This is a genomic window from Clostridium pasteurianum, from assembly GCF_001705235.1.
Taxonomy (GTDB): Bacteria; Bacillota; Clostridia; order Clostridiales; family Clostridiaceae; genus Clostridium_S; species Clostridium_S pasteurianum_A.
Genome location: NZ_MCGV01000001.1, coordinates 417,743 through 443,879 on the forward strand (window position 1 = coordinate 417,743; position 26,137 = coordinate 443,879).

Here is a 26,137-nt window from a genome sequence, read left to right on the forward strand (position 1 = left end):
AAATTGCCGTGATTTTTATCACGGTTGCTTAAAATATTTTCTAAGTTCTTCACGTTCTGTAATAATAAACTCATTTCTTTTTACAATAACTAAATTTTTTTCTGTCAGCAATTTTAACTGCCTAGATACAGTTTCTCTTTTTGAGCCAAGCATATCCGCTAAATAAGTAATACTTAGCTCCATATCAATTTGAATTCCATCCTTACAAGGTACTCCGTAATCACCCGACAGCTTCCAAAGTTTAGCCGCTATCTTTTTGTCACCCCTTATTGAATTAGATGTATTTTTTAATTGTCGGTATAGTCTTCTTACTTTAATAGCTGTAGAATCCATAATCGCTTTTGTCAGCTCAAAATCTTCTTTCATAATATCTATTAATTTATTCTGAGGAAAATACAGTATAAGTGCCTCCTCCAATATTTCACAACTTACAGAAGAATTCATATGCTCAAATGTAACTTCATTAAGCATTTTGCCCTTTCCAAACACGAATATAACCTTTTTTTCTCCCATGCTGTTAATTTTATATAAAGCAGCCAAGCCACTGATTAAAATATAAATATGTGGTACATATTCCTTATCCCTAAAAAGCTGCTCACCTTTTGCTATCCTTTTTATTTTTCCACAAGTTTTTAAAGCGTCAAAAGAACCTTCATTTACATTTTGAAGTACTTCTACAGCTTTAAAAGCCTCCTCTAAACCTATCATATATATCCCCCTTTGAATCCCATTTTCTTATTTACAATTTACCATGTTATATAAAAAATAGAAAGTCCATATGTTACGTAATTTAGACTTTTTATAATAAATTATATTTATTGAGATGCTATTTACTAATGCCACTAATTATCCGATAAATAACTAGAAATAGTAAACAAGGAGGTATTTTTAACATGGATGTTACAAGAATACAGAACACAAGCGTACAAAATTATCATAGTGAAACAAGCACAAAGAAAACAAACGATAAGACCAATACTGAAGACGTTGAAACTAAATACTCAGGGGCAGATACCTTTGTCAAATCTACAGAGGATAATTCAGAGCCTTCAACTTACGAACCTGTAAAAAAGAAGCTTTCAGCAAAGGAAGTTCAGGAACTAAAGGATGCTGAGAATAATTCTAAAGCAGATTTTATAGAAAAATTTATAAAGGATACTATATATACTCAAAATACACTACTCGGAAGATCAACTGAAAATGCACAGCCTGAAATATCAAAAACAACCTCAGACCTACTTACTAAGATATTTGGCTCTTTAGAAAAGGCATATCCTCCTATAGAAACAACACCAGAAGATGCAAAAAAAGCAATATCAAAAGGCGGTGCTTATTCTGTAGAAGCAGTATCAGATCGTATTATGACTATGGCAAAAGCTTTAGCTGGAGATGATAAGGAAAAGCTTCAACAAATGAGAGATGCCGTAGAAAAAGGCTTTGCTCAAGCAGGCGTGGATTTTAAAAGAGCAACGACTAGTGATCTTCCTCAAATTTGCAATGATACACATACTGAAATTATGAAGAGATTTGATGAATTGCAGGGAAAGGACACCAAAGTTAACTCCAAGGACAAGAATAAGTAAAATATTATAGCAGCTTGTATGGTTTTCATTTTACAATACAAAGCTGCTATTATATATTAAGTTCAAATCTTAGTCATGAAGATTTATACGAATCACAAGTTCTTATCAATAAAATTATATTACATCATTTAACGTCATCATGCAGCTTTTTAAAATAATCAACAGCAAATTTTCTAAAAAGAAGTGAGGCTTTACTTAAATAACGTTTTTTATCCCATGATATAAATATTGTTCTTTTACATTCAGGTTCCTTTATATGCAAAAAAGCCATAGAAGAACCTACTGAACCTCCCCATGATACTTGCGGTATAAAAGCAACTCCCTGCCCTGCCTTTATAAGACCTCTCACCGTTGCTGGATCATCACTTTCAAAAATAACTTTTGGACTGAAATGAGCTTTTTTACAAAACCCATCTGTTATTTTCCTAAGTTCTTTTCCTTGTTTAAGACTTATAAAATTTTCATTAGAAACTTCTGTTAAGCTTATACTCTTTTTCTTTGCCAATGAATGATTTAATGGAACAGCAAGATATATTTCTTCTGTTAATAACGCCATACTATTGTTCTTTTCTTTATCTTCATAGGAAGACGATATACATAAGTCAAAATCAGAATTATTTGCATCTCTTAAAAAATGCTGAAAAAGCTGAAAACTAATATGTGGATGCAGTTTGCAAAATTCACTTATTAGCTCTGGAATTATAGTTGATGCAGCAAGAAACACAAGCCGTATATCACCAAATTCCTTACCCTGTAAATCTTTAATTTCTCTTCTACCATCCTCAAGTGCAGCAAGTGCAATATTAACCTTTTCAAGAAATGTCCTTCCGTACTTATTAAGATGTATGTATTTTCCTCTTCTATCAAATAAACGGACGCCTAATTCCTTTTCAAGATGAGAAATAGTCTTACTAAGTGCAGGTTGAGCTATATAAAGTTCATTTGCCGCCTTTGTAACATTTTCAAACTTAGCCACCGTTTTAAAATATTTCAACTGTAATAAATCCAAAACATTACCCCCAATACAGTTCATATATTCCAATAAGTATATAGATACTATAAATAATTATATATTAGACAGCATAAACAGTCCAATAATATAATTGACCTATGGAAACTCAAATGCACCACTTAAATTAACAGGAGGAAAACTAATAATGAATAATTCATGGACCAAACACCGTGATGAAAAAGAGCTTAAAATAAGCAAATTAAGTCACATTGTTAATGATAAAATAATACCCACAGACAAAATTGTAGAAGCCCTTGAGACACTTATAACTCCATATGATAAAGTTGTTCTTGAAGGTGATAACCAGAAGCAAGCTTCCTTTCTTTCAAAAGCACTTGATAAGGTTAACCCAGATAAAGTAAATAACTTGAACATGATAATATCAAGTATATCAATGCCAGAACACCTCAATATTTTTGAAAAAGGCATTGCTAGAAAGCTGGACTTTTCCTATGCAGGCTCTCAAAGTTTAAGAACAGCACAAATGATAGAAGATAATAGAATGGTCATTGGATCTATTAATACTTATCTTGAACTATATGCAAGACTTTTTGTTGATTTAATACCCAATGTCGTACTAGTAGCCGCAGATAAAGCAGATAAGGATGGAAATTTATATACTGGTGCAAATACAGAGGAGACACCTACCATTGTTGAGGCAGCAGCTTTTCATGATGGCATAGTAATTGTACAAGTAAACGAAATTGTAGATGAACTTCCAAGAGTTGATATACCAGGTTCCTGGGTTGATTTTATAGTAGAAGCTGATAAACCATATCAGATAGAGCCTCTATTTACAAGAGACCCTAGAAATATAAAAGAAATTCATATACTTATGGCTATGATGGTTATAAAGGGAATCTATGCACGTCACAATGTAACCTCCTTAAACCATGGAATAGGTTTTAACACAGCTGCCATAGAACTTCTTCTTCCAACTTACGGAGAAAGTCTAGGTTTAAAGGGCAAAATTTGCAGAAACTGGGCACTAAATCCTCATCCTACTCTTATTCCAGCAATAGAAAGCGGTTGGGTTGAAAGTGTTCACTGCTTTGGTGGTGAACTTGGAATGGAAAAATACATCGCCGCAAGGCCAGACATATTCTTCACAGGTTCAGATGGAAGTCTTAGATCAAATCGTGCATACTGTCAGGTTGCTGGTCAATATGCTGTAGATTTATTTATAGGCTCTACACTTCAAATGGACCCTCTTGCAAATTCTTCTACAGTAACTTCTGGAAGACTTGCAGGATTTGGTGGTGCTCCTAACATGGGAAGTGATCCTCACGGTCGAAGGCATTCATCAAAAGCCTGGCTCGATATGGCAACTGGTGATAGTGACATAATACGTGGAAGAAAACTTGTGGTACAAATGGTAGAGACCTTTAAATCAGGTAATGATCCTGTATTTGTTGAATCTCTAGATGCCATTAAAGTAGGTAAAGACGCTAATTTGGATTTAGCTCCAGTTATGATATATGGTGATGATGTCACACATGTTGTCACAGAAGAAGGAATAGCTTATTTATACAAAGCTCAAAACATCGATGAAAGACGTGATGCTTTAGCTGCAATTGCAGGAGTTACACCTATTGGTTTAAGCATAAAAAAGGACAAAGTAAATAAATTAAGAGCTAAAGGTATTGTTGCTCTGCCTTGTGATCTTGATATAAAACGCACGGACGCCAGAAGATCACTTCTTGCCGCAAAAAACATAGAAGATCTTGTAAATTGGTCAGACGGGCTATACGAGCCACCAGCAAAATTTAAGAATTGGTAAAATGGCTAATAAACCTGATTTTCTTGCAGAACATGCAGTAAAGGCACTTATAGACGAAGCTATGCTTACACCAAAACCTGGATTAGTTGATAAAAATAACTCTGGTGCTCATAAAGATTTAAATTTAAATTTAATGCTCCGCTCTGCAAATGCATTATATGAAACTTTTTGGCAAATAGCAGAAGCATCCTCTTCACAGCTTCCAACAAAAGGCCTTTGGAAAAAGCTATCTCAAATTGGTCTAAAAGGTGAAGAGACAATGTTTAAAGAAACTGGCGGAATTAATACTCATAAGGGTGCGATATGGGCACTGGGACTTCTAGTTTGCGGTGCTGCAATGGCAAGTGAATATTCTGATACAAAAAATATAACTACTTTAGCATCAAAAATTGCCTGTTACAATCATATATCGGAAAATATGAAAGTATCAAATGGATTTTGTGCATGTGAAAATTACGGAGTAACGGGTGCTAGAGGTGAAGCTAAAGATGCTTTTCCTCATGTTATTAACTTTGCTCTACCCTCTCTGTATGCTTCTAGAAAACAGAATGCTTCAGAGCACAATTCAAGATTAAATGCACTTATGGCACTCATTGCAACAGTTGATGATACATGTATCCTTCATCGTGGTGGAATGAATGCTTTAATAATAACAAAAAAAGGTGCTAAAGAAGTAATCGATAATGGAGGAACAAGCACACGAAATGGCTTTAACTCTTTGATAAAACTTGATAAAACTTTAATGAAAATGAATGTTTCTCCAGGTGGAAGTGCTGATCTTCTTGCTTCAACCTTATTTTTAGACAGTATAAAAAATAGGAGGTAATAACTATGGAAACTTTAAACTTTAAATATGCTGCAACAAAGAAAATTTCCAATCGTGCTCATGTTGGCGTTGTTGGATCTGGAGATTTGGAAGTACTTATGGAACCCTCAAATGATAACTTTGCCACAGTTGTAATTAGAACAAGATTTGATGGATATAAGGAGATATGGAAAAACATTTTGGATGAATTCTTCTCTACAAATGCTGTAGCTGCATCCTTTGAAATTAATGATTTTGGTGCAACTCCTGGTATGGTATCCATGAGACTTTTTCAAGCTTTGGAGGTGAGCGAAAATGAATAAATTAAAAAACAGTTTTATAGAGTTGAATTCAAGGGAACGTGCAAAAGAAGTATTAGATAAAGGAACTTTTAAAGAACTTATAGATCCATTTGAAAAATTTGAATCACCCCATCTCCCACTTCAAGATATAGTACCTCAAAGCGATGATGGAATGGTCATAGCTAAAGGTTTTATAGATGGCAAAAGAGCTGTTGTAATATCAATGGAAGGTGCATTTCAAGGTGGAGGTATTGGTGAAGTTTCTGGTGCCAAATTTGCTGGTGCACTTGAACTTGCCCTTAAAGACAACCAAAATGGAATTAAAACTTATCCTGTTGTACTATTTGATACCGGTGGTGTAAGGCTTCAAGAGGCAAATTACGGATTACTTGCTATTTCAGAAATTCAGGCGGCAGTTGTAGCTTTAAGACATTTTGTACCTGTAATCGGAGTTATTCCAGGAAAAATAGGATGCTTTGGCGGAATGTCCATGACTGCTGGTTTATTTAGCACTCTCATAATGACACCTGAAGGTAGATTAACCTTAAACGGACCAGAAGTTATAGAACAGGAAGCTGGCATAGCTGAATTTGATTCCAGTGATAAAAGACTTATATGGAATACCATAGGTGGAATTCAACGTCATGCTGCTGGCTTCGCAGACATTCTTGTAGAAGATGATGTAGATTCCATAGTAAATGCAATTAAAATTTCTCTATGTAAAAAAGAAGCCACTAAATTTAGAAGTGAGCAAATAGATACTTATCTTGCACGTCTTAGTAAAATAGATCCATCTAAGCCTATTACTCCAACTGAAATTCGCAAACTTTGGAATGAAGAAAGCTTTGACAAGAAAGAAATTGCAGAGCAAAAACCTTGTATAGAAAAAGTAATGAGTAGAGGAAGAATATGGTTTGAAGCTTTAACTGGTAAAGACGGCACAAAAAAAGGATACGCTCCTTCAATATTATGTGCAGATAAAGTTCTTGGCGATGAAACTGCTAGATTTATCTCAGTTGTCCCTAACCCAAATGCCCGTTTCCCACGCGCAAGGCATGGTGAAGTTGGTCTTGAAGAAGGCTTTACCATAGCTAAATATATACGTGAGGCTATAAAAGAAGATGAAAACAAAGTAATTAAGCGCCCTATAATTGCAGTTGTAGATGTTCCAAGTCAAGCTTACGGCTACAAAGAAGAGCTTCTTGGCATATTTGAATCCTGTGCCGCTTCAGTTGATGCCTACGTTTCTGCAAGATTAAGTGGTCACCCTGTTATATCTCTAATAGTTGGTCCTGCAATATCTGGTGCTTTCTTGGCTCATGGTTACCAAGCAAATAAACTTATTGCTTTTGATGATCCTAAAGTTTTAATTCACGCTATGTCAAAGGAATCCGCTGCAAGAGTTACAAAAAGAAGTATACATGAACTTGAAGAATCCGCTAAAAAAGTACCATCAATTGCATACGACATAGGTTCATATTCAACTTTAGGTTCACTTTATGAATTAGTAAAAGGAATAAATGCAGATACTCCTTCTAAAGATGATATTGAAAAAGTTAATTCTATTTTGATAGATGCTGTTAAATCTGCAAAAAGCAACACTACTAGTTTAGGTAATAGACTTAAATCAGAGAAAGCTGCTGTTGGAAGAGCTTGTTCAATAAAAGTACGTAAGAGGTTAAAAGAAGAATGGAACTAAACCCACATGATTTGATAAAGATAAAAGATTACAAAAACCTTAATATTGATTTTTCAAACTATGGCTGGGCATTAGAGTCACTAAAAAAGTCCCCCTTTGTTGTAGTGCGCCGTGCACCGATTTTAGATAAACTTATACCCATTGGCATACGTGGAAGCTTAAGATCTCAAAGATTAGCCGCTCTTTTACCTTTTTCAGATATAGATAGTATTTTGAGTCCTACATGTATTATTGAAAAAAAGCTGTGGCTTGAAAATTCTCATATAAAAAATACTAATATATATTCCTGTATAGAAGCTATTTACAAAATATTTAAGGAATACAACTTAAAATGGGGAATATGCGGCAGTACCGGCTTTGAACTAATAACTAAAATACCCACAGTTACAGAAAACAGTGATTTAGACATCATGATTAAAATTGAAACAGCAGATGATTCTTTTTCTGCTGCTTCTGCTAAAGAAATATACAAAAAATTATTTGAGGTAAAAGTTAAAACCGATGTTCAAATTGAAACCCCAAAAGGATCTGTAGCTTTAGCTGAATATGCTTCAGAAACTAATCCAATTTTAATTAGAACAATAAACGGTCCAAAGCTTATAAATAGAGAAAAGTTAGGAGTGATTCTATGAACACAGCTTTTTTGTTTCCCGGTCAAGGCTCACAAGAAGTAGGTATGCTGCATAATTTACCTGATGACAAAATGATTTCAGATACCATCTGTGAAGCCTCTGAAATTTTAAAAGAAGATGTTTTAACCTTTGATACTGACGCAAAGCTTTCATATACACGCTGCGTTCAACTTGCTTTGCTCATATATGGAACTGCCTTTTCGCGCTTTTTAAAAAGCAATGGCGTTTTCCCCGATATAACAGCTGGTCATTCCATAGGAAGTTTTAGTGCTGCCGTTTTATCAAATGCGCTTAATTTTTCCGATGCTCTAAAGCTTGTAAACTTAAGGGGAAAACTTATGGAAAATGCTTATCCAAGTGGATATGGAATGGGAGTTATTCTTGGTTTAAGTGAAACACGGGTTTCTGATATCATAAAAAAGATTCCCTCTCAAAAAGTATATATTGCAAACATAAATACCAATAATCAGATTGTATTAACTGGTAGTATTTCAGGAATTAAAATTGCCTTTGATATGGCAAAATCTATAGGCTGTGAAAGTACAAAAATCCTAAAAGTAAGTGTTCCTTCTCACTGTGAGCTTTTAAATAAGGTTTCAAATGAACTTTATAAAGAACTTAACAATGTAAATATAAACCGCCCATCTATACCTTACGTTGGAAACTATACTTCAAGAGTACTTTTAAATAAATCACAAGTATTAGAAGAGCTTTACAAAGGAGTATCTAATCCGGTTTTATGGTATGATTCCTGCACTCTAATGTACGAACTTGGTACTAAACTATTTATAGAATTAAGCCCTGGTCAAGTTCTTACTAACATAAGCAGCAGATTATTTCCAGAATGCCGCTCCATATCCATGGCTCATACTGATATAGAATCCGCATTAATTCTTTATAAGAGATATATTTAAAGTGAGATAGAAAGTTATTTTAGGAAAAAAACTTGTTTCCATTGCAGATTTTTTAATATCAACATTCTCGCTTTTTAATATTATCTCACTTAAAACCTTTTTTAAGACCTTATCTTCCAAACCATGATTTCCATTAGGACTTAATAACCATGAAATTACATTTGAATTTCTTATTTCAAATGTATCAATTTTTAATACCTTAAATGGATTAAAAATATTTAGTTTTGCATTCAGCATCCTCATCCGATACGCTTACATTATTTAATCTAATATAATACCACTTTCCCATACCAGATTTTCTTTGCTGCTATAGTAATAGCCATATTCAGTGTCGGTTATCTTATATAGTTCGCATCCATTTACTAGCTTCATATGTTTTATTCTAACACAAGCCTCCTAGCATCAATTTCATTTATTATTTATAATATGGTTTCTTCTTTTTAATATCCCCTTCCTTAACAAGAAGCACTGTATGATAATACCCCTCCCTTGGATGTCCATATAAATAATTTAAAATAGTTACATCTTGAACCTTCCACTTCTCAAAAAACTCGCCCCATTCACTGCTTGGTGAAGGGCTATTATGATGCTCGCCAATAATTCCATAGCATTCTTCTATTATCTTATTTAGAACTCTGTATTGATCCCATATATACTTACACCCATAGTCATCTCTGATATCATAATCTGGCTTGTATCCTACTATACTGTAAACCTTGGCATTTCCTGATTCCATGTCCCTTCTAAAAAACCTTACCAGTTCTGCATGTTCTAATTCCTTTATATCGTAATTATATTCTTTAGCTTTCTCACGTAATGTATTAATACATTCTTCTAGCATCTTGTCCTCTCCTCCTAATTAACATAAAATAATGCTATGACAAAGTACTTGCTCCCACTTCATGGATACTACCATCATTCAATTTTATTGTGCTTTAAAATAATCATCTACTATTTTAGTTATATCTGGTCTTAATTTTTCATCATTTATTAAGAATTCTACAAAGAAATCTTCAACTTCTTCATCTTTGACTTTTGCAATTAAAGAATATACCTCATTCCATATGGAAACATAAGATTGATTTTTCCCAATAAAAAACGCTAATTGCTTAAATCTTGGGCTTTTTAGTTCAAATAATGCTTTAACAATATAATATAACGTTCTGTCGTCACATGCTTCCTCATATGTAACAATTTTATTAAGTCTTGAATCAGATAAATCCCCTGCCCATTCAATACAAGCTGCTGTAAAAGCACTAGGAAAATAGTCACTCGTTTTTAAAATATCTTCTGACCAATTATATGTTTCAAAACTTTCATCCTTTAAGCTTAGATAATTTTCCATCTCACTTTTTGACATTCTATTGCCTGAAAAAGAATCTTCAACTTTTTTTAAACTGCTTAGCAATTCATTTTTATAAATTGTTTCTCCTGATATAACTACACCACCTTCAATACTTTTACTATCATTAGATGAAAATACTCCTGTTGTAGGTAAAATAACTAAAGTTTTTACTGGTCTTTTCTTGAGAGCAGCAGCAACCGCTTTATGATGTCCATCAAGTAATGCACATAAATACCCACCTAGATAATATGCTATGGCTCTATAATTTTCATTCTTTCTATAAAATTCTGCTGTATCATTATTAAAAAGCCTTGGCGGTTGAGTTGGTAATATATATTTAGGTACATCTTCACTCCAATTGCCATCATCATATACTGGACATGATGCTTTATTAAGTGCAGGCTTATTTTCTATAGCCCAAAAGAATTTTCCATCTCCATCTGTCGGAAATAGTTCCAAATCTGCTAAAGCATAATATCCTGATGGCAAAAGACCTAGAAGCGGTTCTAAATTCTTTAATGCTTGCTCTAATGAAACAAAGGGTTGATTTAAAGTTTCTCTTAATTTTGATATGGTCTTATCATTAGTTTTATCTAACCCATATCCAGCAGAAATTAATTTTTCACAGGTTGGACAAAAATACTCATCTCCATGAAATTTACTTAGTGGAATATTATCATAAACTAGACAAGATAGCCCCTCAGTATCAATACTCCCATATTTTTGCCTGAGTATGCCTTTTCCATTTTTAATATAAAAAACAATACTATCTCCACCCCAGTGATTCTTATCTTTCTCTAATTTTTTTATTGGAATTATATCTATTTTATTTTTTCCAAACATTTTACTTAACAACTGTATCATCACCTTTTATCTGCGCATAAATAATTCATTTATTACAGTCATTATAAATTAATATCCATAATAAATCTAATGCAACTTTTAGTTTTTCCTCAAATACTGCCTTCATGTTACAAGTATTTGTTACAATTCATATCTTCCAAAACTCCCATATCTCTTCTTTTAAAAAATAAAAAACAGAAGGTGAAAGCTTCCTACTGTTTCTACATAAAAAAATTATAGTTTATTTATTACTTTTTAAGGACAATACTATTAGCAGTTTTTTCAACAATTTTATGTTTACGTAATTTGTTAAGTGTCCCCGCTCCGTTATCGTTAAGTTATACCTCATATTTCTTCTTTAATTCTCCAAGAGATTGCCTTGTTAACCTGTAATAAGTTATTATAATATAATTTAACTATTCATTTCATCAAATGCCCTTATACCCCAGTTCCCCAGCATCTCAAGAGCTGGTCCTATTGCTTTTCCTAACTCAGTCAATGAATATTCCACACGAGGTGGAATCTCATTATATTGTTTTCTATTTATAATTTTATTTTTATCCAGTTCTTCAAGTGTTTTTGATAACATAAAACTCGAAATACCTTTTAGTCTTCGTTGTAATTCATTGAATCGTATGGTATCTTGTTGGTTTAATTCCCATACTACTTGAAGTTTCCATTTTCCGTTTAGTATATCTAAAGCATATTTCACAGGACATCCATTCATTAGGCACATCCCCCTTTACTTATATTTTTATTACCTACTAATATTATTTTCCGTACTTGTCTTTATATTACCTACTTAGTAAAATTATAATTATAATAAATAAAAAAGTAAAGGTGGTTTTATAAATGAATTTATTGAAAGCAATCGAATCAAGAAAAAGCATTCGTGTTTATGACACAAAAGCTGTAGAAGAGGAAAAGATAGAGGCTATTGTAAAGGCAGGAAACATAGCACCTATTTTTGGACAAATACACATCACAGTTATTGAAAATCCAAGCTTATTAAAAGAAGTTAATGATATAACATTAAACATGATGAAAAACTCTGGCAATGATTTTTTAATAAAACGAGCATCTACACCAGGTTATAATCCATTGTATGGAGCACCAGTTATGATTGTATTATCTGCACCTAATAGAAATGATAATAATGGATTTAATATGGCTAACGTTTCTTGTTCTGCTGAAAATATGCTTATTGCAGCAACAGATTTTGATCTTGGTTCTTGTTTTGTCATGGGACCAATAATGGCATTTTCAAGTCCTGATTTATTAAAAAAAATTGATATGCCAGAAAACTACGTTCCTCTCTGTGGTGTATTACTTGGATACTCTAGTGACGACAGTTTTGCTCATGAAAGAGAAGAAAAGAATAATGTAACTTATTGTAGATAAAAAAAGTGTGAGTAGATTTAGTTTTACACAAATCTATTCACATATTTAAAATTATAGCAAGCAGTGGAATCCCTAAAATAAATATAGAGTACCATTTCATATACCACATTATCGCTATATACTCTCTAATAAAAGCACTTGGTAAGTAATACATTGCTGTTTTACACCCTAAACCTTCTGCTTTTAACTTGATTTTTTTAGCAAAAAGTCCAGTTCTAAAAACATGATAATTATTAGTAACAAATATACACTTATAATTTTCTTTTTCATCATCCATTATCTTCTTTGAATACTGTAGATTTTCAAAGGTTGTTGTAGATTTATCTTCACAAATTACATTTTCCTCACCAATATTTTTTTGTAAAAGATACCTTTTCATAGCTTCTGCTTCAGATATTTTTTCATCACTGCCCTTGCCGCCTGAGACAATTATTTTGGCTTTTCCATCAAATTTTTTAAAAGCCTCAATACCTTTATCAATTCTTTTTGCCAATAATGGAGAAACCCTTTCACCACTCAAAAGACCCGCTCCATGAATTATAATATAATCATAATTTTTTCCCTTAGGCAAAATGCAATATATAGAAGAATAAATAAGCAGCGCAATAAAAGTAAAACCTATATATAGCACAACAAGCATACTAAAATAAGTAATTCCCATAAACCACTTGGACATCAAATGGCTTATTTCAAGTAAACAAAACAAAATAAGTGGTGTCCAAATTCCAATTCCAAAAACAAGTGCTAATAAATTAGTAATTCTGAATCCCTCTCGTTTAATTGTTATAATTCCAGCAGCAATAAACAAAATCGAGGTAACTATAATACAAATTGGCATAACACAAAGGGCTAAAACTACAACAACTAAATTTAGTATTGTATTTTTAGTTCCAATCATGAGTATTACAATGTAAAAACCCATATTTAGAATAGCACATAATAAATATACTGCATTTCTAAAACGCCTTTTTTCTCTTATAAAAGAAATTGCAAATAAAATTAAGAATATTATTCCTATATAACAAAAAATCATTACATTCTCCTTGAGACTACTGTGTGAAAATTATTTAGCAGCAATGTTTTTTATGCAATTAAATATCTTTCAGAATAGTAGCCACAATTTCCCCTTTCGTAACCTCACTTATTATAAGGTTTATCTTTAGTTTAAATTATATATTATCCATTTAGTTATATCAATGAAACTTCCGTACTAAATAAAAATCACAATCAATTATTTTAGTACATTCTTATATATCTAAATTAAATAGATCGATAGTATTTTGTCGCCCAATTTTATATTTATCAGCCTCACTTATAGAACAAGTATCAAACCATTCACAGGCATCACTAACTTCTTCAAATGGGAAATCAGTAGCAAATAATATATGATCTGAACCAAATTCCATTATAGTATCCCATAAAGCAGATGTCCTAAATTGCCCACTAGTTGTAAACCATATGTTTTTACTCATATAATAATTTAATGGCTTCTTTGCTGGAATTCCCCTATCCGTTTTGTTTATTCTATTTTGTGTTCTCCAAATGCAAAATGGTAACGCTTCACCTAAATGTCCTAATACTAATTTTAATTTAGGATATTTATCAAAAATTCCACTACACATTAACCTTAACACATGAGTAGCTGTTTCAACTCCAAAAGCCCATGATGCGCCTTCAAGCCAAGGATGTCCTTTATATATTTGCATATTACAGGGCATAGGTTCACGTGGATGTATATAGAATGGTACATTTAGTTTTTCTAATTCCTCCCAAAATGGCAAATAAATCGGATCGTCTAGAAATTTATAATTATCTGCTGTATCAATTTGTGAATAACCATTAACTAAAACTCCTACACATCCCAAATCCTCAACTGCCCTTTGCATTTCTATAATCGCAGCATCTGGATCTTGCATTGGTAGTGCAGCAAGTCCTCTAAAACGTTTAGGATTTCTTTGAACTGCTTCAGACATTATGTCATTTGATTTTCTTGCAATTTCAATGGCTTTATTTTTATCATAAATTGCTTGAACTGCTGGTGAATTTAAGGAAAGAATCATCATTTCCATACCATAATGATCCATTTCATCAATACGATTTTTATTTAAATCAATAATTTTTTTTGAAAATTTTGGCCAAACATCCTTATTAAAATATCTTTCTGAATCCCCTAGAGTTTCTGGAATGGCAAAGTGTTCTTCTAAACCTATCTTTCCTTTCATATTTACCTCCATTAAGATTTATTTCTTAATGCCATTTTATAATATATATTTTTAAAACTCTGCTAAGTAGGATACAAATTTAATGACTTTTTTGTTTTTTTATTTTATTGAAATTATAAATGATAAGCCCTGCATATGCAGTATGAATTAATTTTGATTTTTTTAATTTACTTAAAACTTTTGTTACTGTAACCCTAGTAGTTCTAGATATTCTGGCCAGTTCGGTTTGTGAAAGTGGAATAAATATTTGCTTTTCACAATCACTTCCTCGCTTTACATAGTACTCAGCTAAGCAGTAAATAGTTTCCTGAACTCTCTCTTCTGCGCTAAGTCTTTGCTCAAAAATTTGTCTTGTTAATCCATTAGTTACTTTAGATAATTCCCCTAAAAGTTCCTTAATTAAATTGTTATCTGTACTAAGGTATTTTTTTAGCTCGGAAATACTTATAGCTGATATTATTGAATCTTCTAATGCAATAAAAAATCCAGCTGAATGATCATTTCCGAATATAGCCTGCAAACCGAAAAGATTTTGATCTCCTAGAACATCCACTAATTCTTCTGTACCCTCTTCATTAATACCTGTGTATTCAATTAGTCCTTTAACAATAAAGTATAGATAATTTACACTTTGCCCCTGATTAACAATAACAGATTTTTTAGGATATTTTCTGCAATTCCTATCGCTAAATATTCTCTTCCATCCTCTTAACTCATTTGCTTCAAAATTTATTCTATATTTGGGAAAATAAATTTCATTATTACTCAAAATATTCCCTCCTTAATATAGTTACGTATGTCCCTCTTTAGATAAACTTGGACTATAATTATCTATGGTGATAGCTGCTATTTTATGAATGAGTAATGAAAAGTCATCTTACAGATGTGCCTTAATAGTATTGTACTGAAGTAATTAGCAAATAAGTATATTTGGGGTAGTATGTTAAAATAAAAGCCTTATTAAATCTAGTAAAATCAATAAGTAGCCATCAGCTAAATGAAGTTGTAAAATAAAAGTACAGGAACAGAAAGATCCAGTAATTTTACACACAAACCAAGGATAAGTCTATCCCTCAATAACCTTCAGTAAATCTCGTAAAAGTTATAAAATAATTCATTCAATGTCACGAGTAACAACTCTAATAAATAATCCTATAATTGAGTCATTTAATAAATGGATTAAGTCAGAGCTATATTCAGATTATATAAAAGAAGAAAGAAGAAACTTTCCTAATTTTCCGAATAAATATGTTTAATATTTCAACAACGAAAGGTCAGCATATGCATTAGAATACTTAAGTTAATTTCACTATAAAGTAAAAAATAGATTTCGATAATGGTGGTTTTTATATTTGTCTACTTTAGTTTGACAACTTCATAAAACAGGTAGTTTGCTCTAGCCCTATAATGGTATGTTATTGGCAGTACTGCTCGCACACTGAACAGTCTGCCAACTGCATGTTCTTACAATCTACACCTAAAATGTGTTTATTTTTCCCATTTTTTTATTACCTCATCAGTAAACAGGTCAATATACTCTTTTAAGCCTGTCTATTCATATAATTTAGGTGGTATACTTAAAATCATATGTATATGGCCTTTACATGCATTTGTCTCAATAATTTCTACACCTTTTTGCTCACATAATTTTCTCAGTATTATTCTTATATCAACTTTTATCTTTCCATATATTATTTGTCTTCTATACTTCGGTGCAAAATCTATATGATATTTACAATTCTACTTGCTATGTGCTAAACTTCTATTATCCACTTTGGACATACCTCCAATATATCTTAGTTATGATTGGCAAACCCACTTCTATTTTATATTGGAGTTTTTCTTTTTTCTACTCATAGCTATAAGCCTTCCGTAATCACAGGTAAAACCTGTGGTATTCTAGATACAACAAAAACGATGAATCATAATAGCTCATCGTTTTTGTTTACTTGCAAAACTTTTTAGTATACATTTATTTAATTTCAAACTTTGTTATTACAATGCTCAAAATATATATTATTTATCTACTAATCTACTATAATTTTTGTACATTTATCAAGAATTTTTTCAGGAATATCTTGTCCAATCCCAGGGCGATCAGGTATAGTAATATAACCATCTATTGGCGTATCATCATATATCCCTAAGCTTCTAGTAAAATCCGACATATTACCAACATGATATTCATGAATACAGAAGTTTGGAATAACTGCCTCTATTTGAAGTGCAGCTGCATTAGAAATTGGTCCTCCGCAAACATGTGTTTGAACTAATACATCATAAACTTGTGCCATATCACATATTTTTTTTGCCTCTGAAATTCCACCACAATTAGCCACATCTGGCTGAATTACATCTAAAGATCGTTTTTGTAAAAATGGAAGAAATCCATATCTTGAATAAATTCGCTCCCCAGAAGCCAAAGGAATATTTGTTTTTTCTTTCAGTAATAACATCAACTGTGGGTTTAATGGTCCACATGGTTCTTCTAAATAAAAAATATTCAATTCTTCAGCAAGTTTACTTATCTGCAATGCAGCATTAAAATCTGTCTTTCCATGAAGTTCTAAAATAATGTCCATTTCATTTCCAACAGCATTTCTAATTTCTACTAATCTATCTTTACACAAGTTTAATTTATAACTTGTTAGCAATCCATCATTACGCAAATTCTTCTTTCCAAACTCATCTCGCTGTAATGGATCAACTTTAAGTGCTGTATATCCATCTGCTTTAGCCTTTCTTGCTGCTTCCCCATATTCTTTAATTCCACCTAATGGATGTGAATCTTTATCCCAATCGAACTGAATTTGACTAGCATATGCTCTTACACTATCACGTACTTTTCCACCTAACAACTCATATACTGGTACTCCTAGTAGCTTTCCTTTTATGTCCCATAGTGCTATATCAATTGCACTGATAGCAGAAAAAATTACTGTTCCTCCTCCTAATCCCCAGAATGTTTCCTTCTGAAGCTTATTCCATATTTTTTCTATATTCATTGGATTCTGTCCAATAATTAATTTAGCAAAATCTTGAACTTGTCCAATTGCTGCCATCTTAGAATTTCCATAAGCCACACCTGCTTCTCCAAATCCACTAATACCTTCATCAGTATTTATTCTTACAAGGACTGGTTCATTGGGTGCATTCTTATCATAATCTGCACAAAATATTTCAACACTTGTGATTTTCATATATTAACTCCTCCTTTTAATTAGTTATCTGCAAAAATTTATCATTTGCAGATAATTGATCTTTTTCCATCACTTTAATATCTTCTTTTGATGAATTTAACACTACAACAATAACACTAGTGTCATATCCATTTTCTTTTACAAAATCTAGATCGATATCAACCAATCAATCACCTGTAAGTATTTGCTTTATTATTTCTCTAATTTTTTCTTATAACATATACCTCTTAAATATTAGGTCTTTATTATATCTTAGTGTCCATTTACCATTAAATCCTCAACAACAGAATCTTTTGAGTGAACCCCATCTCTTTTTAACTCTTCAATTTTATTTTTAAACTGTGGAAGATATTTTTCATGAGCAACAAGAAGTTCATTTAATACAACTCTTGCTTCATTGCCATGCTGAACTAATGGATTTATAGAAAATGCTTCTAAAGCAGTTCCATAATCTCCAGTCAAAGCGGCCTTAATTGTACATTCTTCCATTGCCTTCATAAGCTGAATATAACCTTTTTCAAAGGAATCCATTTCACCCCACGCTATAGGCTCTGCTCCTCTGGAAGAGATTAGACTTGATACTTCAACAATTGAATCACTATCAAGACATGGAATAGCACCATTATTCTGAGTACTTACAACCATATGAATTCCTTTATTATTATAAATTGCGCTTATGCATTCACATGCAGCATCACTGTAATATGTTCCACCACGTTTTGATAATTCTTCTGGCTTTGTAGTTAAATCTTTATTTTTATATAATTTAAATAAAGCTGCTTCAACTTCCTTGACCTGTTCCGCACGTGTGCCTTCATGATTAAATTCATCTATGGAATGATTGAGCATTTCCTTTTCACAGTAATAATAACGATGGTAACCACAAGGAAGCACTTTCATAGTATGAAGCAAATCTAATGAAAAATCTGCTGAAAAAATATTCTTTGGCAAGCCACTTTCTTTATCATTAATATGATCTATTATCTGCTCTGTAACTTCATTTCCGCTTTCATCAAACACTCTATGCCAGTGAAAATGATTTAGCCCTGCAAACTGATAACTTAACTTTGAAGCATCAACTCCAATTGTCGCTCCTTCTTTCATCATAGCCATTACTGGAACGTTACATAATCCTATACACTTTTTCCATCCAAAATGCTTAATAACTGCTTCTGTAATAATTCCACTTGGATTTGTAAAATTAATAAGCCATGCATCAGAACATAATTCTCTCATGTCTTTTATAATTTCTTTCATCACTGGAATTGTTCTAAAAGCTTTAAACATACCTCCAGCTCCATTTGTTTCTTGTCCAAGCATTCCGTGTGATAATGGTATTCTTTCATCTTTAATTCTTGCATCTAAAAGACCAACTCTAAACTGTGTAGTTACAAAATCTGCATCCTTCAATGCTTCCCTTCTATTTAATGTTGTTACCACCTTTACCTTATACGGAGTTGCATCCCACATACGCTGTGCCAAAGCACCTACTATTTCAAGTTTTTCTCTTCCATCTTCAATGTCAACAAGCCATATCTCTCCTATTGGAAGTTCACTATATCTTTTTATGAACCCCTCCATAAGTTCTGGCGTATAGCTGCTTCCACCACCTATTGTTGCTATTTTTAAAGATTTTTTCATACCACATGCCTCCATTAAAAATTATATATTTGTTTCTGTTGCACTTAATATATAACTTTTAACGTTTTCATTCAATAAAAGTTATACAAACTGATACTTTTTTCTAAAACTTCTTTACTTCAGCTGTTTTTTCTGACACTTTTTGAAACTAAAAAAACTCATCAGTATTTTCTTCTGATGAGTTTTATTTTTCAGTAATATCCCTATTATCAACTATATTAGCAATTTCCTTAATATAGTTTATGTTACGATTATAATCTTTTTTAAAAATACAGCTATAAATAAGATCAAGCATATACTGCATTGCAATATGAGATGAAAACTGAGATATTCTATTTTTAAAATTTTCTCTGTCACTTATATATAAACGATGTTTTATATATTGTGGAACACTCGAACTTCCAACCCTGCCTATCCAAATTGTTTCAATGCCTTTTTTATAAAGTATCTCTGAAATAGGCTTAATAAAATTAGACTTTCCTGAATATGATAGTAGTAATGCTGCGTGATTCTCTTTTGATGCAGTTGCATTACATCTCTGATCATAAAAAGATTTTGTACAGTTAACTATTCTTCCAATAGAACGCATTTTATCCATAAAATTTTCTGCCACATTAATATTATGTGCATGAGTATAAATATCTATAATATCAGCTTTATGAAGAATGCTAACACATGTGTTTAGCTCCTCAACATCAATATATTTATATGTATCTCTTATAGTTGCTTCATATAATTTTATAAGTTTCTGTGCAATTATTCCTTGAGTATCACCCTCTAAAAAAGGAAAATTAACATCAATATCATTTTCTATGTTGCTTTCTTCTGCTATGTCCTTAGTAATTTTCACCTTAAGTTCATTAAATCCATCCATACCTATTTTTTTGCAAAACCTGTGAATTGCAGATTTAGATACAAATGTTTCATCTGAAAGCTGCTGAATAGATAGTGTACTTATTTTATTTTTATTTTTGATAATATATTGTGCAAGGGTACCCTCTGTCGGGGTTAATTTATCACAACATTTCATCATATTTTCAATTGTCATATTTATCCTCCAAATTATTTAAGTTATAAATGAACAAATTTGCCAGTATTCATTTATGCACCAAGTAAAATCAACAATTCAGTGATTATCTGTAATAAATAAATTTGAACTTGTGGAGTTTCTCAACAACTGCTTTTTCAATACGGTAAGTATTTGCTTACTATTTATTTCCTGTTTCATAAAAGCTGCGTATAACTCTCAACTATATCTATCAATCTTTTTTAATTTTCTTATTTCTTTATTGACTATTATCAGTAAAAATATTTTATTCTTATTATTCATTATAGGTACTTTCTATGAATTTATCAATTCAGATGTACAGCATTAGGATAAATTTTATGATTGAAAACTAATTAGATATATTCTATTTAAACTTACAAACAACAGATATATGACTTTCTACACTCATATATCTTTTATTTGTAAAATAGAAAAAGACTATGAAGTTACTAAATCAAAGTATCATAACTCATAGTCCTTTTCTTAGTTATTATGCCTAAATATTACTTTATTTCTTTAACTCTTCCTACAATTCCACCCTCAAGCATTACTTTGATGCCACGAGGATGAACTGCTGAATTTGTAAGGATTCTTTGCACAACACCTTCAGTCAATTTTCCAGAACGCTGGTCTTGCTTTTGAACAACAAGGACTTTTGCTCCTACTTTGATGTCTTTTCGTATCGTTCCATCCATAATATTACTACTCTTCCTTCCTATAAAGTTTAACGACAATTTCAACATGTGTCGAAACTACTATCAGAATGCAATTTTTCAACATCGTTATTCTGATGCGAATGCAATTCATCAGTTCTATGTCTTCCTTTAGCATTTTTTCTTTGAGGTCTAAATTTATCACTATTTAAACTATTCTTAAATCCTGTTTTATAGACAAATGTAATTTGTGCAGGATCTTTATTTCCGTCTTCATCAATACCACCTATAATAACTTTTTCTACCACACTTTCAAAAACATATCTGTAAAATTCATCCAACACCTGATTTTGTTCTAATGTCTTCTTAAACTCTTTTAAACGACGTTTACGTTTTATGTCTTTTTCATTTTCAGAGGCTTCAACAAGCTTCTTTCTATCTTCAATTAGGTTTTTTTGATTTACTACCAAATCAGCATACTTTGTTTCATAGGCAGCTTTATCAATTGATTCTCTAATCTCATGTCAACTAATTTATTTTTCTTTCCCGCTAATGTAGTTATTTCCTTATCTATTTTGAATATTTTCTTGTTAGCACTACTACTATTTAAATTATCTTCCATCCTTTTCAAAAATTCTTCAAGTACTTCTTTGTTATCGGAATATAATATACGGTAACTTTCTACAAATGCATCTTCGATAGCTTTTTCTGGTATCGCCTTACTATCAGAACAAAATTACTTTAGATAAACTTCTTCGCAACACTTTGTCAAAAGCTCGGCGGAGAGTTGAAACTATTTTTCTTAAATGTCAGAACAACTTAATATGAATATAGTTTTTGAAAAGTCAAAATTAGCGTTAATATATCTCAAACAGACATATCAGCTATAAAAGAGTTGACTTTTTATGAAAACCTATGCACACCAAAAATTTATAGTTTGTTTCCCAAAATATTTATAATTTATATTCTCTGTATGATTATTTTAATGTTAGTATCAACTTGAAATGGTATAAATTATAATGATGATTGCATATACAAAAGGATGATAAAAAATGAATGATGATAAATATCTTCTTAGTTCTGTATCAAATACTTTAGATATATTAGATTTATTAAGTAAACATAATGAGTTGGGTGTTGTAGAAATAAGTAAAGAATTAAATATAGGAAAAGTTGGTATATTTAGAATGCTGTACACGTTAGAAAAGAAGGAATATGTACACAAGTCAGCTAATGCGAAATACAAGTTAGGAATTAAATTTGAATATTTTGTTTCAATTGTATTGGAAAATCAAAATAAGTTTTCTATTGCTAAACCTTATTTAGAAAAACTTAGAGATAAACATAATGAATCTACTCATCTATCTATTCTTGATGAAGACTATTTCATTATTTTCATGGATAAAGTATCAAGCAACTCTACCGTTCAAATGTCATCAAAGATAGGTGCCAACTTACCGGCATACTTTACTGGAATGGGGAAAATGTTACTGGCAAGTCTTGAAAATGAAGATTTGAATAAAATTGTCCATTCTTTTACTTTTGAAAAGAGAACTGAATATACTATTACAAATCCTGATGATCTAATTGAAGATTTAATAAAAACTAAAACACAAGGTTATGGAGAAGATTTAGAGGAATGCGAAATTGGGTTAGTGTGTTTTGCAGCTCCCATAAAAGACAGGCTTGGACATACAGTTGCAGCAATAAGTATTTCAGGACCATCTGAAAGAATGATTAATAATAAAGAAACTTTAATATATTCTAACAAATACATGAACTTCCTATGCTATTAAAATATTAGCTACCAAATACTTGATCATTATATCTTTCCTGAATAATTTTAATTAATGAATAATAACTCTTGTTACATATACATCAATACCAATCGTTTTAGCTTCACGAAGTACAGCGCCATTAATAAAATCCACCTCAGTTTGTCTCTTAGCAAGCATATCTTGCACTACGGAAGGCACATATGATTGATATTCTCTATTGTTGGCCTTCCACTTTTAATTCTTGCTATTATACTAGGCTTTAAAATATAGAAATGTTAAGCTATCCTCATTGGTTGGATGTTTCTATATGACTTGGTTACTTGTATTTACAACCTTCGTTATGATGTTTTTAACTCAAGTTAGAGGAATATCACTTGCAACTGCTGGTTTTGTTATGTCTAGCTTTAGCGGATTCGTTGGTATGATATTAATTTCTGGTTTATCTGATTATTTTGTAAGAAGAACTATGTTAATTATTTCTTTCTTTATAAATGGTATTTCCGTATTATTGATTTGTTTTAAATTTTATTGCAGCTGTATATGCCAACATAATTAATAAGAAATGATATGTTGCATCTGCAATTATGTTAATTACCATATAAGTACTAGTTGCTTTTAGCCATGGCATAAATGTAATTAACCAACTAATAAAAAAAACATCTATAAACAATGTCTCTGTTCTAGGGACGTTAATTGCTCATAAATAAGTTTTTCATACATTAATACAAATCCTCCAATAAAAATAAGTTTTTGGTGTTAATATCCATATTATTAAAGTAACATTGCAATAATAGGTATTGTCACAACAGAAAATAATGTTGAAATAAATACACCCTTTGTAATAAATTCTTGATTGCCTCCATATTCACTGCACATCATCACTATATTAGATGCAACTGGCATTCCAGAAATAATTACTAAAACTCCTAGTAGAAGCTTGTCATTAATAAAGATATGACCTATGTACCATACAATTATTGCTAATACAAAAAGTCTTATAATTGCAAATATACTAATCCATTTTTCTTTTATAATTTCTTTAAAAGAAAATTTCACAAGTGTTGAACCAATGACAAGCATAGCTAAAGGCGTTGTTATATTGCCTGCCAATTTAAGAGGTTCTAATATAATTTCAGGTAAAGAAATATTCATTATATATAGTCCAATTGCTATAATCGCTGAAATAGTTCCTGCATTAAAGAATTTTTTAATATCAATAGTTTGCTTACCTGTATTTCCATTATTCTTAGTTAATAAAAATATACCATAAGTATAAAGCGAGATGTTACATACAGACATAAATATTGATATATACAATATAGCACGATTTCCAAATATAGAGCTTACAACTGGTATACCCATAAATCCTAAATTAGAATATACAAGCATGCTTTCATATAATCCCTGCACACTTTTTTTTATTTTTAATATCTTCATTAAAATTTTAGATATAATTGGTATAGACACATAATATATTATTGCTGCTACAAAAATATATATAATCACACTCTTATCTTTTAATCTTTCTCCAGATGCAACTGAATAAATAATCAAAGCTGGACAAGTAATATTTACAATTAATTTTGAAAATAATTTGTCACTTTCTTCATTCATAATATTTCTCTTATTAGCTATATAGCCAGTAATCATTAATATAAATAAAATTATCATTTGTTTAAATACAAGTATAATATCCATTTAAATTCTCCTAAGTTGTTACATTTTCATTTTCAACATTTATATTTTTAAAGCATAACTATTCACATTCTTAATTTTTTTGATGCAATAAATTTTTTTCAGATCACTCACACAAATAAATTTTCTCGAAATAAAAAGGAGTTAATCCATTTAAATTAGCTTCTTTGCTATATACTATTATTTTAGTGTAACATAAACACTAACTATTTTGATATTAACTTTTAGTTCCAAATCCTAAATCAAAAGTTGATACCATTTACAAAGTAATTATATTAGTTTATGATTTATCTATCAATACTATATTTAATATGATGACAATAGTTTACGCCTATGAATAGGAGGCAACACATTATTATGTTAGAAATAAGATTATTAAACTATTTTTTAGTTCTTTCGGAAGAGCTTCATTATACAAAGGCTGCGGAGCGTCTTAATATTTCACAACCTACCTTAAGCAATCAAATAAAAATTTTAGAAAGCATGTTAAATGTAAAACTTTTTGATTATGTTCAAAAAAAAACAGTGCTAACAGAGCCTGGCAAAATTTTAAAACAGCATGTATATAAGATTTTCTTTGATCTTGAGCAAGCAGAAGCAGACATAAAAAATTATACAGGAAAATCGAGAGAACAAATCAAAATAGGAGCTTCTGGCTCTCACTTACTATTAATTCCTTGTTCAAGATTTAATACTATTTATAATAACATTTTAATTACAATGGAGGAGCATAACAGCAGTACAATCATTAATAATGTAAAAAATGGCAAACTAGATTTAGGATTAATTTATGAATCCACAGAAGATTCTTCCATACATTCTGAACTCCTAAATATCGAATCTTATCTTGCTGTTGTGCCATTAAACTCAAGGCTCACAAAGTATTCCTCTGTATCATTGAAAGATTTAGTGCAGGAAAATATGGTATTATTGCCTAGTTATTCCACCTCACGAAAAAACATTGATAATGCCTTTAGTATGATAAATCATATTTGTAAACCTAGGATTCAAGCGACTAATTTAGATTCTTGTATAAGGTTAATTGAACATTCTGATAACATTACTATTTTGCCAAATTCTTATATAAAATCTGTAAATAAAATTGATTTCAAAGCAATTCCTATTTCTGATTATCCACCTAAGCAGACAATTAATTTAATATATAGGAAAGATTTATTCTTAGATGATATTTTAAAATCTTTCATAGATATTATTAAAGATTTTCATCAAAATAATTAGTTTTTTAACTTCGATTATAAATCATTTAACATGTCAGTTAGGCATCAAAAAATTATTAAGAGTATTTTCATTGCTTTAAAATCAAATAAAAAACCCACAAAAATTAAATTTTCGTGGGTTTTTTAGTGGAGGCGAATCGTAACCAGCTTCAATACTATTTATTTAACTACTCTATTTTATAATACAAACATAATAGTTTTACAGTATATGTAATCGGTACTTAACTATAAATCAAATTGCTTCTTAATTTGCTAGTCAAACAAATTACACAACACAGGTAAATTTTTTTAAAATATCATATAATGATATAAAATCAAGATATCTTAAAATAAGTTCCTCGAGAAA

28 protein-coding genes and 2 pseudogenes are annotated in these 26,137 nt (G+C 31.0%); 11 read left to right on the top strand and 19 right to left on the bottom strand.

Annotation, left to right across the window (positions count from 1 at the left end; translation table 11 throughout):
* Positions 1 to 18: 18 nt before the first annotated feature.
* On the bottom strand, positions 19 to 708 hold the full coding sequence (locus BEE63_RS01915) for a Crp/Fnr family transcriptional regulator (RefSeq protein ID WP_242874647.1): 690 nt from the start codon (positions 706 to 708) through the stop codon (positions 19 to 21).
* Positions 709 to 893: 185 nt separating this feature from the next.
* Here BEE63_RS01915 and BEE63_RS01920 point away from each other — a divergent pair, with 185 nt between their 5' ends.
* A complete protein-coding gene (locus BEE63_RS01920) occupies positions 894 to 1,583 on the top strand; it encodes a hypothetical protein (protein WP_066019776.1) in 690 nt (229 codons plus the stop codon).
* 124 nt (positions 1,584 to 1,707) lie between these two features.
* Here the strand turns inward: BEE63_RS01920 and BEE63_RS01925 are convergent, their stop codons facing one another.
* On the bottom strand, positions 1,708 to 2,592 hold the full coding sequence (locus BEE63_RS01925) for a LysR family transcriptional regulator (protein ID WP_066019777.1): 885 nt from the start codon (positions 2,590 to 2,592) through the stop codon (positions 1,708 to 1,710).
* A gap of 148 nt (positions 2,593 to 2,740) precedes the next feature.
* On the opposite strand from BEE63_RS01925, the gene mdcA reads away from it, so the two are divergent.
* From mdcA to BEE63_RS01955, 6 genes are read left to right on the top strand one after another with little or no spacing between them, the layout of a single operon-like run.
* Positions 2,741 to 4,375, top strand: coding sequence for a malonate decarboxylase subunit alpha (mdcA, locus tag BEE63_RS01930; protein WP_066019778.1), 1,635 nt, complete (start codon positions 2,741 to 2,743; stop codon positions 4,373 to 4,375).
* 1 nt (position 4,376) lies between these two features.
* Entirely contained in the window at positions 4,377 to 5,201 is an 825-nt protein-coding gene (locus tag BEE63_RS01935) for a triphosphoribosyl-dephospho-CoA synthase (protein WP_066019779.1), read from the top strand.
* A 5-nt stretch (positions 5,202 to 5,206) separates the two neighbouring features.
* Complete coding sequence (locus BEE63_RS01940; protein WP_066019780.1) at positions 5,207 to 5,503, top strand: malonate decarboxylase subunit delta; 297 nt, start codon at positions 5,207 to 5,209, stop codon at positions 5,501 to 5,503.
* Entirely contained in the window at positions 5,496 to 7,181 is a 1,686-nt protein-coding gene (gene mdcD / locus BEE63_RS01945) for a biotin-independent malonate decarboxylase subunit beta (protein ID WP_066019781.1), read from the top strand. The genes BEE63_RS01940 and mdcD overlap by 8 nt, the downstream gene beginning before the upstream one ends.
* Entirely contained in the window at positions 7,172 to 7,813 is a 642-nt protein-coding gene (locus BEE63_RS01950; protein WP_066019782.1) for a malonate decarboxylase holo-ACP synthase, read from the top strand. The genes mdcD and BEE63_RS01950 overlap by 10 nt, the downstream gene beginning before the upstream one ends.
* Positions 7,810 to 8,727, top strand: a complete 918-nt coding sequence (locus tag BEE63_RS01955; protein WP_066019783.1) for an ACP S-malonyltransferase — start codon at positions 7,810 to 7,812, stop codon at positions 8,725 to 8,727. The genes BEE63_RS01950 and BEE63_RS01955 overlap by 4 nt, the downstream gene beginning before the upstream one ends.
* On the opposite strand, the gene BEE63_RS01960 is transcribed toward BEE63_RS01955, so the two are convergent.
* From BEE63_RS01960 to BEE63_RS01975, 4 genes are all read right to left on the bottom strand, one after another.
* Positions 8,701 to 8,964 (bottom strand): PD-(D/E)XK nuclease family protein, encoded by a 264-nt coding sequence (locus BEE63_RS01960; protein ID WP_066019784.1) that lies wholly within the window; start codon positions 8,962 to 8,964, stop codon positions 8,701 to 8,703. The two genes, BEE63_RS01955 and BEE63_RS01960, sit on opposite strands and share 27 nt — an antisense overlap.
* A gap of 178 nt (positions 8,965 to 9,142) precedes the next feature.
* Entirely contained in the window at positions 9,143 to 9,568 is a 426-nt protein-coding gene (locus BEE63_RS01965) for a hypothetical protein (protein ID WP_066019785.1), read from the bottom strand.
* An 84-nt stretch (positions 9,569 to 9,652) separates the two neighbouring features.
* A complete protein-coding gene (locus BEE63_RS01970; RefSeq protein ID WP_066019786.1) occupies positions 9,653 to 10,927 on the bottom strand; it encodes a hypothetical protein in 1,275 nt (424 codons plus the stop codon).
* A gap of 400 nt (positions 10,928 to 11,327) precedes the next feature.
* Positions 11,328 to 11,642 (bottom strand): winged helix-turn-helix transcriptional regulator, encoded by a 315-nt coding sequence (locus tag BEE63_RS01975; RefSeq protein ID WP_066019787.1) that lies wholly within the window; start codon positions 11,640 to 11,642, stop codon positions 11,328 to 11,330.
* 125 nt (positions 11,643 to 11,767) lie between these two features.
* Between BEE63_RS01975 and BEE63_RS01980 the strand changes: the two genes are divergently transcribed.
* The gene (locus tag BEE63_RS01980) at positions 11,768 to 12,316 is read left to right on the top strand and encodes a nitroreductase family protein (RefSeq protein WP_066019788.1); all 549 of its coding nucleotides are present in this window, start codon (positions 11,768 to 11,770) and stop codon (positions 12,314 to 12,316) included.
* Positions 12,317 to 12,353: 37 nt separating this feature from the next.
* On the opposite strand, the gene BEE63_RS01985 is transcribed toward BEE63_RS01980, so the two are convergent.
* The 11 genes and pseudogenes from BEE63_RS01985 to BEE63_RS22420 all read right to left on the bottom strand — a co-directional run bounded on the left by BEE63_RS01985 (position 12,354) and on the right by BEE63_RS22420 (position 21,702).
* Entirely contained in the window at positions 12,354 to 13,349 is a 996-nt protein-coding gene (locus BEE63_RS01985) for a YdcF family protein (RefSeq protein WP_066019789.1), read from the bottom strand.
* A gap of 214 nt (positions 13,350 to 13,563) precedes the next feature.
* Positions 13,564 to 14,538: an amidohydrolase family protein gene (locus BEE63_RS01990; RefSeq protein WP_066019790.1), complete on the bottom strand. Its 975-nt coding sequence runs from the start codon at positions 14,536 to 14,538 to the stop codon at positions 13,564 to 13,566.
* Between the two features lie 79 nt (positions 14,539 to 14,617).
* Positions 14,618 to 15,307, bottom strand: coding sequence for a Crp/Fnr family transcriptional regulator (locus BEE63_RS01995; protein WP_066019791.1), 690 nt, complete (start codon positions 15,305 to 15,307; stop codon positions 14,618 to 14,620).
* A gap of 791 nt (positions 15,308 to 16,098) precedes the next feature.
* Positions 16,099 to 16,320 (bottom strand): annotated as a pseudogene (gene tnpA, locus BEE63_RS21115) (IS200/IS605 family transposase); the annotation flags it as partial.
* A gap of 245 nt (positions 16,321 to 16,565) precedes the next feature.
* Positions 16,566 to 17,738, bottom strand: coding sequence for a mandelate racemase/muconate lactonizing enzyme family protein (locus tag BEE63_RS02000; RefSeq protein ID WP_066019792.1), 1,173 nt, complete (start codon positions 17,736 to 17,738; stop codon positions 16,566 to 16,568).
* A gap of 16 nt (positions 17,739 to 17,754) precedes the next feature.
* Complete coding sequence (locus BEE63_RS21520; protein ID WP_157797087.1) at positions 17,755 to 17,904, bottom strand: hypothetical protein; 150 nt, start codon at positions 17,902 to 17,904, stop codon at positions 17,755 to 17,757.
* A gap of 86 nt (positions 17,905 to 17,990) precedes the next feature.
* Positions 17,991 to 19,379, bottom strand: coding sequence for a 6-phospho-beta-glucosidase (locus BEE63_RS02005; RefSeq protein ID WP_066019793.1), 1,389 nt, complete (start codon positions 19,377 to 19,379; stop codon positions 17,991 to 17,993).
* A gap of 184 nt (positions 19,380 to 19,563) precedes the next feature.
* The gene (locus BEE63_RS02010) at positions 19,564 to 20,427 is read right to left on the bottom strand and encodes a MurR/RpiR family transcriptional regulator (RefSeq protein WP_066019794.1); all 864 of its coding nucleotides are present in this window, start codon (positions 20,425 to 20,427) and stop codon (positions 19,564 to 19,566) included.
* A 503-nt stretch (positions 20,428 to 20,930) separates the two neighbouring features.
* Complete coding sequence (locus BEE63_RS02015) at positions 20,931 to 21,122, bottom strand: YwbE family protein (RefSeq protein WP_066019795.1); 192 nt, start codon at positions 21,120 to 21,122, stop codon at positions 20,931 to 20,933.
* A gap of 41 nt (positions 21,123 to 21,163) precedes the next feature.
* On the bottom strand, positions 21,164 to 21,550 hold the full coding sequence (locus tag BEE63_RS22415; RefSeq protein ID WP_347463708.1) for a hypothetical protein: 387 nt from the start codon (positions 21,548 to 21,550) through the stop codon (positions 21,164 to 21,166).
* Complete coding sequence (locus BEE63_RS22420) at positions 21,544 to 21,702, bottom strand: hypothetical protein (RefSeq protein WP_347463709.1); 159 nt, start codon at positions 21,700 to 21,702, stop codon at positions 21,544 to 21,546. Before BEE63_RS22420 ends, BEE63_RS22415 begins: the two co-directional genes overlap by 7 nt.
* A 430-nt stretch (positions 21,703 to 22,132) precedes the next feature.
* Between BEE63_RS22420 and BEE63_RS02025 the strand changes: the two genes are divergently transcribed.
* Positions 22,133 to 22,876: an IclR family transcriptional regulator gene (locus BEE63_RS02025; RefSeq protein ID WP_066019796.1), complete on the top strand. Its 744-nt coding sequence runs from the start codon at positions 22,133 to 22,135 to the stop codon at positions 22,874 to 22,876.
* Between the two features lie 51 nt (positions 22,877 to 22,927).
* Here the strand turns inward: BEE63_RS02025 and BEE63_RS21120 are convergent.
* Positions 22,928 to 23,062, bottom strand: a pseudogene (locus BEE63_RS21120) (ketopantoate reductase C-terminal domain-containing protein); the annotation flags it as partial.
* 103 nt (positions 23,063 to 23,165) lie between these two features.
* On the opposite strand from BEE63_RS21120, the gene BEE63_RS02030 reads away from it, so the two are divergent.
* Positions 23,166 to 23,414 (top strand): hypothetical protein, encoded by a 249-nt coding sequence (locus BEE63_RS02030; RefSeq protein ID WP_066019797.1) that lies wholly within the window; start codon positions 23,166 to 23,168, stop codon positions 23,412 to 23,414.
* Positions 23,415 to 23,629: 215 nt separating this feature from the next.
* Here the strand turns inward: BEE63_RS02030 and BEE63_RS02035 are convergent, their stop codons facing one another.
* Entirely contained in the window at positions 23,630 to 24,556 is a 927-nt protein-coding gene (locus tag BEE63_RS02035) for an AEC family transporter (RefSeq protein WP_066019798.1), read from the bottom strand.
* 354 nt (positions 24,557 to 24,910) lie between these two features.
* Between BEE63_RS02035 and BEE63_RS02040 the strand changes: the two genes are divergently transcribed.
* Entirely contained in the window at positions 24,911 to 25,792 is an 882-nt protein-coding gene (locus BEE63_RS02040) for a LysR family transcriptional regulator (protein ID WP_066019799.1), read from the top strand.
* The last annotated feature ends 345 nt before the right edge of the window (positions 25,793 to 26,137 follow it).